Here is an 8,437-nt window from a genome sequence, read left to right on the forward strand (position 1 = left end):
GTACGAAGCCCTTTCCTAGGAGTACGCCATGAGCGATGCCACCGAGCGTCCCACCACCGACGCCGATGCCGACGCCTGGGCCACGGCGTGCGACGAAGACCTGAAGGCGGAGCAGGCCCGCCGCCGCGAGCAGTACGGTCACCCCACCGGCACCGCGGGTGAAGAGCTGCGCAAGCTCATCGACGCGGTCGCCGACAAGGTGTCCTCGATGCAGAACCCGCTGTTCGGCATGGCCACGCAGGGGGCCGTACAGCAGCTGATCAGCCAGGCCAAGTCGGCCGTCGAGCCGGTCATCGAGCGCAATCCGCAGGTCTTCGACCATCTCGCGGCCGCGGGGAACGAACTGCTGGCCGCGTACCGCTCGGCCGTCGAGGGCCACGAGCGGCGCTGGACGCGTGACGAGACGACCGACCAGAACCACCGGCGGGACGAAGGGCCGGGTCCGAGCGAGAAGATCGACCTGGACTGAGGCCCCGACTCCCTCCGGTACGGTTGGCCTTAGCGGGGCTCGACCGAAAACTGAGGGACACATGGGACTCACCATCGGCGTCGACATCGGCGGCACCAAGATCGCGGCCGGCGTGGTCGACGAAGCGGGCACCATTCTCGAGACGCACACGGTGCCCACTCCGCCGACCGCCGAAGGCATCGTGGACGCGATCTGCTCGGCCGTCACCGCAGCCGGTAAGGGGCACGACATCGAGGCGGTCGGCATCGGCGCCGCCGGCTATGTCGACGAGAAGCGCTCCACCGTCCTCTTCGCGCCGAACATCGACTGGCGCCACGAGCCGCTCAAGGACAAGATCGAGCAGCGCGTCGGCCTCCCCGTGGTCGTGGAGAACGACGCGAACGCGGCGGCGTGGGGGGAGTACCGCTTCGGCGCGGGCCAGGGACACGAAGACGTCATCTGCATCACGCTCGGCACCGGCCTCGGCGGCGGGATCATCATCGGCAACAAGCTGCGGCGTGGACGCTTCGGTGTGGCCGCCGAGTTCGGGCACATCCGGGTGGTTCCCGACGGGCTGCTGTGCGGCTGCGGCAGCCAGGGCTGCTGGGAGCAGTACGCGTCGGGGCGCGCCCTCGTCCGCTACGCACGCCAGCGCGCCCTCGCGACCCCGGAGAACGCGGAGATCCTGCTCGGCCTCGGCGACGGCACGCCCGACGGGATCGAGGGCAAGCACGTCAGCGCCGCCGCCCGACAGGGCGACAAGGTGGCCGTCGACTCCTTCCGCGAGCTGGCCCGCTGGGCCGGTGCCGGCCTGGCCGACCTCGCGTCGCTCTTCGACCCGTCGGCGTTCATCGTCGGTGGCGGTGTCTCGGACGAGGGCGAGCTGGTTCTCGACCCGATCCGGAAGTCCTTCCGCCGCTGGCTGATCGGCGCGCAGTGGCGACCGCACGCCCAGGTCCTCGCGGCCCAGCTCGGCAACAAGGCCGGCTTGGTCGGCGCGGCGGACCTGGCCCGCCAGGGCTGACGCCCTCCCACCCCTTTCGCGTGCCCGCCGCGCCCTTACCCGGGGCCCGGCGGGCACGCGCGTTCCAGGCCCCCGCGCCCACGGAACGCCTGCGGGGCGCGCTGCCGCTCCTCCTGGGCTCTCCGCCGCCGACCCCGCTCCTGATCCCCTACGCCCTGCGGGTGTGGGGGGACCCTCAGCGGGGCTCAGAATGAGCCCGTCCGGCGGTCCCCCCAGGCGAAGCTCCCGGGGAGCTGGAGGGCACGGCCTAAGGCCGTACGGGGGGTCTGGGGCCTGTCCCCGGAAAGGGCCTGCCGCAGGCGCCCCACGGCCACGCCCCAACCGGGGCGCGGCGCGCCCGGCCGGTGGGCGGGGCCGCGGGCCCGGGGCCCGTTATCTTGTGGCGCATGGCGACGTCCGTGACGAACCCGCTGCCCAACTCCCTTACCGACCCTGACGGTTCCCCCATCGTGCGCGTCCTCAGCTACAACATCCGCTCGATGCGTGACGACGAGGACGCGCTCGCGCGAGTGATCCGCGCATGCCGGCCCGACCTCGTCTTCGTACAGGAGGCGCCGCGCTTCTTCAGATGGCGCAAGCATGCGGCGCGCCTCGCCGCCAAGAGCGAGCTGGTGGTGCTGAGCGGCGGGGCCACCGCCTCCGGGCCGCTGCTCCTGTGCTCGCTGCGGGCGACCGTGGAGCGTACCGAGGACGTGCTGCTGCCGCTGACGCCCGGACTGCACCGGCGGGGCTTCGCGACGGCGGTCGTCCGCATCGGCGGCGCCCGGATCGGCCTGCTCAGCTGCCATCTGAGCCTCCAGAGCGACGAGCGCTACGCCCAGGCGGGGATGCTGCTCGACCGGCTCGCGGCGATGGACGTGCCGTACGCCGTCGCCGCGGGCGACATCAACGACCGGCCGGACGGCCGCAGCTTCCGACGGCTCGCGGCCGGGCTCCAGGACTGCTGGGCGGTCAGTCCCTGGGGCGCCGAGTACACCTCGACCCCCGGCGACCCGCACCAGCGGATCGACGCGATCTTCGCGACCAAGGGGGTCGAGGTCATCGGCTGCGGCGTGCCGCTCGGGCTCCCGGGCATCAGTGAGGCCGACCTGAAGGCGGCCACGGACCATCTTCCGGTCCTGGCCGCGCTCAGGTTCCCCACGGCCGCCGCCCGGGCCGCGGGCGCCGGCGCGCCCTGACGCCGGGCGCCCCGTGGCGGAGTGCGAAGGCGGCGGTGAGGGCGACCGGGACGGTCAGACGACCGCGCCGCGGCCCGGATCGTCGTCGTCCTCGTCGTCCCCGTGGGACATCCGGGCCACCAGCGTGAAGAAGCCGCCCAGGAAGCCACCGACGCCGAGCGTGGTGAGCCACCACGTCATGTCCCACTGGAGGAGCACGGCGAGCAGCAGCAGCACCGGGCCGCCGATCACGGCGAGCCAGGCGAACTTCGCGGTCGTGTCGGCCTCCGGCAGCGGCGGCGGCTCCGGCGGTACGAAATGTCCCTCGTCGGTCTCGTCCAGGTCGTCGTCGCCCGCCTCGGCGACCTCGTAGTCGCGCGGGCCCCCGCCCCGGCCGACGCCGGGCGCGAACACGATCGAGCTGCCCAGCGGCTTGTCCGGCGCAGGGCCCTCGTCCTCGTCGTCCTCGTCCCCGTCCTCGGGCGCGCCGTTCCTGACCGACTTCTCCAGGCCCGCGAGGTCCTCCACCGACTTGAACGGCTTCGCCCCCGGCGGGTCCGCAGGCTCGTCCCCGTACCCCGCGACGATCGCCGCCCAGGCCGCTTCCTCGTCGATGGGCTGCGGCTCCTGGTCCCGGTCCCGGTCCGCGTCGTGCTGCTCAGCCACCGGTGGTGCTTCCCTTCTTCCCGACACTCGGAGCGAGCCGGCCGATGAATGCGTGGCTCTCCTCGAAAATCCGCTCCGCGTCGTGGTCCAACGTTGCCACGTGGTAGCTCTGTTCCAGCAGGATCTCCTGGACGTCCCTCGACGAGACCCGGCTGAGGATCCGGGCCGAGTCGGCGGGCGGGACCACGTGGTCCTGCGGGCTGTGCAGCAGCAGGAGCGGCTGGGTCACCTGCGGCAGCTCGCCGTCGACGAGCCGGAAGAAGTTCCGCAGGGAGTTCGCGGCGTGCAGCGGCACCCGGTCGTAGCCGACCTCCACGGCGCCTTCCTTGGCGATGTCGTTGGTGACCCCCTTCGTCGTACGGACGAAGTGACGGGCCACCGGGAGGGCGTGCGCCGCGAGACCGTGCACCTTGATCCCCGGGTTGACCAGGACGATGCCCTGCACCGCGTCGCCGTGCTTGGCTGCGAGCCGCAGCGTGAGTGCGCCACCCATGGAGAGCCCGAACACGAAGACCTGGCTGCACCGCTCCTTCAGCGCCCGCAGCTCCCGGTCCACCTCCGCGTACCAGTCCTGCCAGCCGGTCAGCGCCATGTCCTGCCAGCGGGTGCCGTGGCCGGGGAGCAGCGGAAGGGACACGGTCAGACCGCGCTCCGCCAGATACTCCGCCCAGGGGCGCAGCGACTGGGGGCAACCGGTGAATCCGTGACAGACAAGGACGCCGACCTCACCACCGTCGTGGCGGTACGGCTCGGCTCCGGGAAGGACCGGCACCGGGGTCTCCTGTTCGTGAGGAAGAGAGCGGAAGAGAGGAAGAGAGCGGAGCAGAGGGGAAGGAAGCGGAAGGAAGGGGGAGAGCGGGAACGGAAGGTCGACGGAAGTCATCGGAAGAGGCTCGATCCGAGGTGCCTTCACCGTACGCGACCGGACCGACACCGACCAGGGCCGACGGCCACCCGGCAGGGACCCGGGGGAGAGAGTGCAGGCCCCGCACGGGTTAAGGTCTTTTCCACGGACACCAGGAAGGCACTCGAGTTGATCTACGGCGCAATGAAGTTCTCCATCGGAGGGTCACTGAAGCTCGCCTTCAGGCCGTGGGTGGAGGGCCTCGAGAACATTCCCGCCGAGGGGCCGGCGATCCTCGCGAGCAACCACCTGTCCTTCTCGGACTCCTTCTTCCTGCCCGCGGTCCTGGACCGCAAGGTCACCTTCATCGCCAAGGCCGAGTACTTCACCTCGCCCGGTGTGAAGGGCAAGCTCACGGCCGCCTTCTTCAAGGGCGTCGGCCAGCTGCCGGTGGACCGCTCCGGTGCGCGTGGCGCGGGCGAGGCGGCCATCAAGAGCGGTATCGGGGTCATCGAGCGCGGTGAGCTCTTCGGCATCTACCCGGAGGGCACCCGCTCGCCCGACGGCCGGCTCTACCGCGGCAAGCCGGGCGGCCTCGCCCGCGTGGCGCTCGCGACGGGCGCCCCCGTCATCCCGGTCGCGATGATCGACACCGAGAAGATCCAGCCGCCCGGGAAGGTCATCCCCAAGCTGATGCGCCCGGGGATCCGGATCGGCAAGCCCCTCGACTTCAGCCGCTACCACGGCATGGAGCACGACCGCTTCATCCTGCGCTCGGTGACCGACGAGGTCATGTACGAGATCATGAAGCTCTCCGGGCAGGAGTACGTCGACATCTACGCGACCGCGGCCAAGCGTCAGATCGCGGATGCGGAGAAGGCGGCCAAGGAGGCCGCGAAGGAAGCCGCCAGGGAAGCGGAGAAGGCCGACAAGGCCCGGAGAGCAGAACAGGACGGCGCTCAGTAGCGTCGTCCGTCCGGGGCGGGACGGGGTGGGGGGAACATGGCCAAGCGCGAGCGTGTCGTGCGCATGTCGGTCGAGCTGCCACTGTGGCGTGCGCTGGCCGCGTACCGCGTTCTGACGATGATCTACGCGGTACTGCTCTTCGTCTTCGCGGGCGACAAGTTCGAGCGGCCCTGGGTGGTCATCGGCTTCCTCGCCGTGATGGTCGTCTGGACCCTCGCCACGATCCCCAAGGTGGTGAACGCGGCGGCCTGCACGAAGCCCTTCCTCGTCGCCGATCTCACCATCGCCCTCACCGGCATCCTGCTCACCCCGTTCGCCGACGAACAGGCGCAGCTGGTGGACGGCCCGACCCTGCCGACGATCTGGACCGCGGGATCGGTCCTCGCGTTCGCCCTCAAGGGCGGTTGGCGCTGGGCGGGCTTCGCGTCCTCCCTGGTCGCCGTCGCCAACATCATCGAACGCGGCGAGCCCAGCCGGGACACCTTCCACAACGTCCTGCTGGTGTGGGTCGCCTCCATCGCGATCGGCTACGTCGTCGAGGTCGCCCGCGCCTCCGAGCGCACCCTCGCCCGTGCCCTGGAGATCGAGGCGGCCACCCGCGAGCGGGAGCGGCTGGCCCGCGACATCCACGACAGCGTGCTTCAGGTGCTGGCGATGGTGCAGCGGCGCGGCACCGCGATCGGTGGGGAGGCGGCGGAGCTGGGCCGTATGGCGGGCGAGCAGGAGGTCGCCCTGCGCACTCTGGTCGCCGGCGGCCTGGTGCCCGCCTCGCGGGTCTCCGAGGACGAGACGCAGGGCGCGGTCGTGCGGATCGTGGACGAACCCGACGGCGACGAGGCAGCGGCGGACGACGCGGGCCCGCGCGATCTGCGCAGATTGCTGGCGCCGCACGCCGGATGCAGGGTCACCCTGTCCGAGCCGGGCGCCCCGGTGCTGCTGGAGGCGACCGTTGCGAAGGAGCTCGCGGCCGCTGTCAGTGCCGCCCTGGACAATGTCCGCAGACATGCCGGTGACCGCGCTCAGGCGTGGATCCTGGTCGAGGACTGGCCGGACGAGGTGATCGTGACGGTCCGGGACGACGGGCCGGGCATCCCGGAGGGGCGGCTCGCCCAGGCCGAGGGGGAGGGGCGGCTCGGCGTCGCCCTCTCGATCCGCGGCCGGCTGCGGGACATCGGGGGCACGGCCGAGCTGATCTCGGTGCCGGGGCAGGGTACGGAAGTCGAGTTGAAGGTCCCACGGGGGAAGGCAGGACGATGACGGAGACGACGGAGCAGCAGCCGGTCCGGGTCATGGTGGTCGACGACCACCCGATGTGGCGGGACGCGGTCGCGCGCGACCTGGCCGCGTCCGGCTGTGACGTGGTGGCGACCGCGGGGGACGGCCCGCAGGCGGTGCGCCGCGCGAAGGCCGTCGGACCCGACGTCCTCGTCCTCGACCTGAATCTGCCCGGGATGCCCGGCGTCCAGGTCTGCAAGGAGCTCGTCGGGGCGAACCCGGCCCTGCGGGTCCTCGTGCTCTCCGCGAGCGGCGAGCACGCCGACGTCCTGGAGGCGGTGAAGTCGGGAGCGACCGGCTATCTGCTGAAGTCGGCCAGTACGGAGGAGCTGATCGACGCCGTGCGGCGGACCGCCGTGGGCGACCCGGTCTTCACCCCCGGCCTGGCCGGTCTGGTCCTCGGGGAGTACCGGCGGCTGGCCACCGACCCCGCGCCGTCCGCCGGGCCCGACGAGCCGAAGGCCCCGCAGCTCACCGAGCGGGAGACCGAGGTGCTGCGACTGGTCGCCAAGGGGCTCTCGTACAAGCAGATCGCCGAGCGGCTCGTCATCTCCCACCGCACCGTGCAGAACCACGTGCAGAACACCCTGGGCAAGCTCCAGCTCCACAACCGCGTGGAGCTCGTGCGGTACGCGATAGAACGCGGCCTCGACGACGCCTGACACTCGTAGGAGTGAATCTCCGGGCGTCAACAGGCGCCCGTCGCACCGGAATTCACCTTTCGTACCGTCCCGGAGTGACCTGGGTCACTACTAGCGTGGCTCCCATATGTCACCACCGACGGCGAAGGGATCTTCCATGCGGGTCGGAGTACTGACCGGGGGCGGCGACTGCCCCGGCCTCAACGCGGTCATCCGCGGCATCGTCCGCAAGGGCGTGCAGGAGTACGGATACGAGTTCATCGGCTACCGGGACGGCTGGCGCGGCCCGCTCGAGGGCGACACGGTGCGCCTGGACATCCCCGCCGTGCGCGGCATCCTGCCGCGAGGCGGCACCATCCTCGGCTCCTCGCGGACCAATCCCCTCAAGCGCGAGGACGGCATCCGCCAGATCAAGGAGAACCTCGCCAAGCACGAGGTCGAGGCGCTCATCGCGATCGGCGGCGAGGACACGCTCGGGGTCGCGGCCCGGCTCTCCGACGAGTACGGCATCAACTGCGTAGGCGTGCCGAAGACCATCGACAACGATCTGTCCGCCACGGACTACACCTTCGGTTTCGACACCGCCGTGGGCATCGCGACGGAGGCCATCGACCGTCTGCACACCACCGCCGAGTCGCACATGCGGGTCCTGGTCGTGGAGGTGATGGGCCGTCACGCGGGCTGGATCGCGCTGCACTCGGGGCTGGCCGGCGGGGCGAACGTCATCCTCATCCCGGAGCAGCGCTTCGACGTGGACCAGGTGTGCGCCTGGGTCACGTCCCGCTTCCGTGCCTCGTACGCGCCGATCGTCGTGGTCGCGGAGGGCGCGATGCCCAAGGACGGCGACATGGTCCTCAAGGACCGGACGCTCGACTCGTTCGGGCACGTGCGGCTTTCGGGCGTCGGTGAATGGCTGGCCAAGGAGATCGAGAAGCGCACCGGCAAGGAGGCCAGGACGACGGTCCTCGGCCATGTCCAGCGCGGCGGCACGCCCAGCGCCTTCGACCGCTGGCTGGCCACCCGCTTCGGCCTCCACGCGATCGACGCGGTACGCGACGGTGACTACGGGAAGATGGTCGCCCTGCGCGGCACGGACATCGTCCGCGTACCGATCGCCGAGGCGACGTCCAGACTGAAGACCGTGAACCCGGCACTGTACGAGGAGGTCGGCGTCTTCTTCGGCTGACGCCGGGGCTTTCCCACCCGCTCCTCGTCCCCCCTGCGTCCTGCGGGCGGAGGGAGGAACCCAGAGGCTCACGATGAGCCGGTCGAAGGCCGTACGGGGATCCCGGGGCGAGACCCCGGCTAGGCCGTGTTTGAGAACTAGCGCCGTCCGCCCGCAGGGCGGGGCGCGAGGCGTTTGGTGCGTGCAATCGCAAGGCGGTGGGGGCACCTCCCAGCGGTAGCTGGGGGAGA

Annotated in this window: 9 protein-coding genes; 7 read left to right on the forward strand and 2 right to left on the reverse strand. The window is 71.3% G+C overall.

Going from position 1 to position 8,437, the window contains the following annotated elements:
- The first annotated feature begins 28 nt into the window (after positions 1-28).
- The 3 genes from AC0699_RS32870 (at position 29) to AC0699_RS32880 (ending at position 2,650) form a co-directional block, all read left to right on the forward strand.
- Positions 29-469, forward strand: a complete 441-nt coding sequence (locus AC0699_RS32870) for a DUF5304 domain-containing protein (protein WP_469768383.1) — start codon at positions 29-31, stop codon at positions 467-469.
- A 61-nt stretch (positions 470-530) separates the two neighbouring features.
- On the forward strand, positions 531-1,472 hold the full coding sequence (locus AC0699_RS32875; protein WP_453665116.1) for an ROK family glucokinase: 942 nt from the start codon (positions 531-533) through the stop codon (positions 1,470-1,472).
- 386 nt (positions 1,473-1,858) lie between these two features.
- Positions 1,859-2,650 carry an endonuclease/exonuclease/phosphatase family protein gene (locus AC0699_RS32880; protein WP_478667785.1) on the forward strand — a complete coding sequence of 264 codons (792 nt, stop codon included), beginning with the start codon at positions 1,859-1,861 and terminating at the stop codon, positions 2,648-2,650.
- A 54-nt stretch (positions 2,651-2,704) separates the two neighbouring features.
- Here the strand turns inward: AC0699_RS32880 and AC0699_RS32885 are convergent, their stop codons facing one another.
- On the reverse strand, positions 2,705-3,295 hold the full coding sequence (locus AC0699_RS32885) for a hypothetical protein (protein WP_478667786.1): 591 nt from the start codon (positions 3,293-3,295) through the stop codon (positions 2,705-2,707).
- Entirely contained in the window at positions 3,288-4,067 is a 780-nt protein-coding gene (locus AC0699_RS32890) for an alpha/beta hydrolase (RefSeq protein WP_469768386.1), read from the reverse strand. Before AC0699_RS32890 ends, AC0699_RS32885 begins: the two co-directional genes overlap by 8 nt.
- A 276-nt stretch (positions 4,068-4,343) precedes the next feature.
- On the opposite strand from AC0699_RS32890, the gene AC0699_RS32895 reads away from it, so the two are divergent.
- The 4 genes from AC0699_RS32895 (at position 4,344) to AC0699_RS32910 (ending at position 8,207) form a co-directional block, all read left to right on the forward strand.
- Complete coding sequence (locus tag AC0699_RS32895; RefSeq protein WP_478667791.1) at positions 4,344-5,105, forward strand: lysophospholipid acyltransferase family protein; 762 nt, start codon at positions 4,344-4,346, stop codon at positions 5,103-5,105.
- A gap of 36 nt (positions 5,106-5,141) precedes the next feature.
- Positions 5,142-6,362 carry a MacS family sensor histidine kinase gene (gene macS, locus AC0699_RS32900; protein ID WP_478667787.1) on the forward strand — a complete coding sequence of 407 codons (1,221 nt, stop codon included), beginning with the start codon at positions 5,142-5,144 and terminating at the stop codon, positions 6,360-6,362.
- Complete coding sequence (locus AC0699_RS32905) at positions 6,359-7,042, forward strand: response regulator (protein WP_478667788.1); 684 nt, start codon at positions 6,359-6,361, stop codon at positions 7,040-7,042. The genes macS and AC0699_RS32905 overlap by 4 nt, the downstream gene beginning before the upstream one ends.
- Positions 7,043-7,178: 136 nt before the next feature.
- Positions 7,179-8,207 carry a 6-phosphofructokinase gene (locus tag AC0699_RS32910; protein ID WP_478667789.1) on the forward strand — a complete coding sequence of 343 codons (1,029 nt, stop codon included), beginning with the start codon at positions 7,179-7,181 and terminating at the stop codon, positions 8,205-8,207.
- Positions 8,208-8,437 lie beyond the last annotated feature (230 nt).

This window comes from Streptomyces sp. NPDC043870 (genome assembly GCF_056435785.1).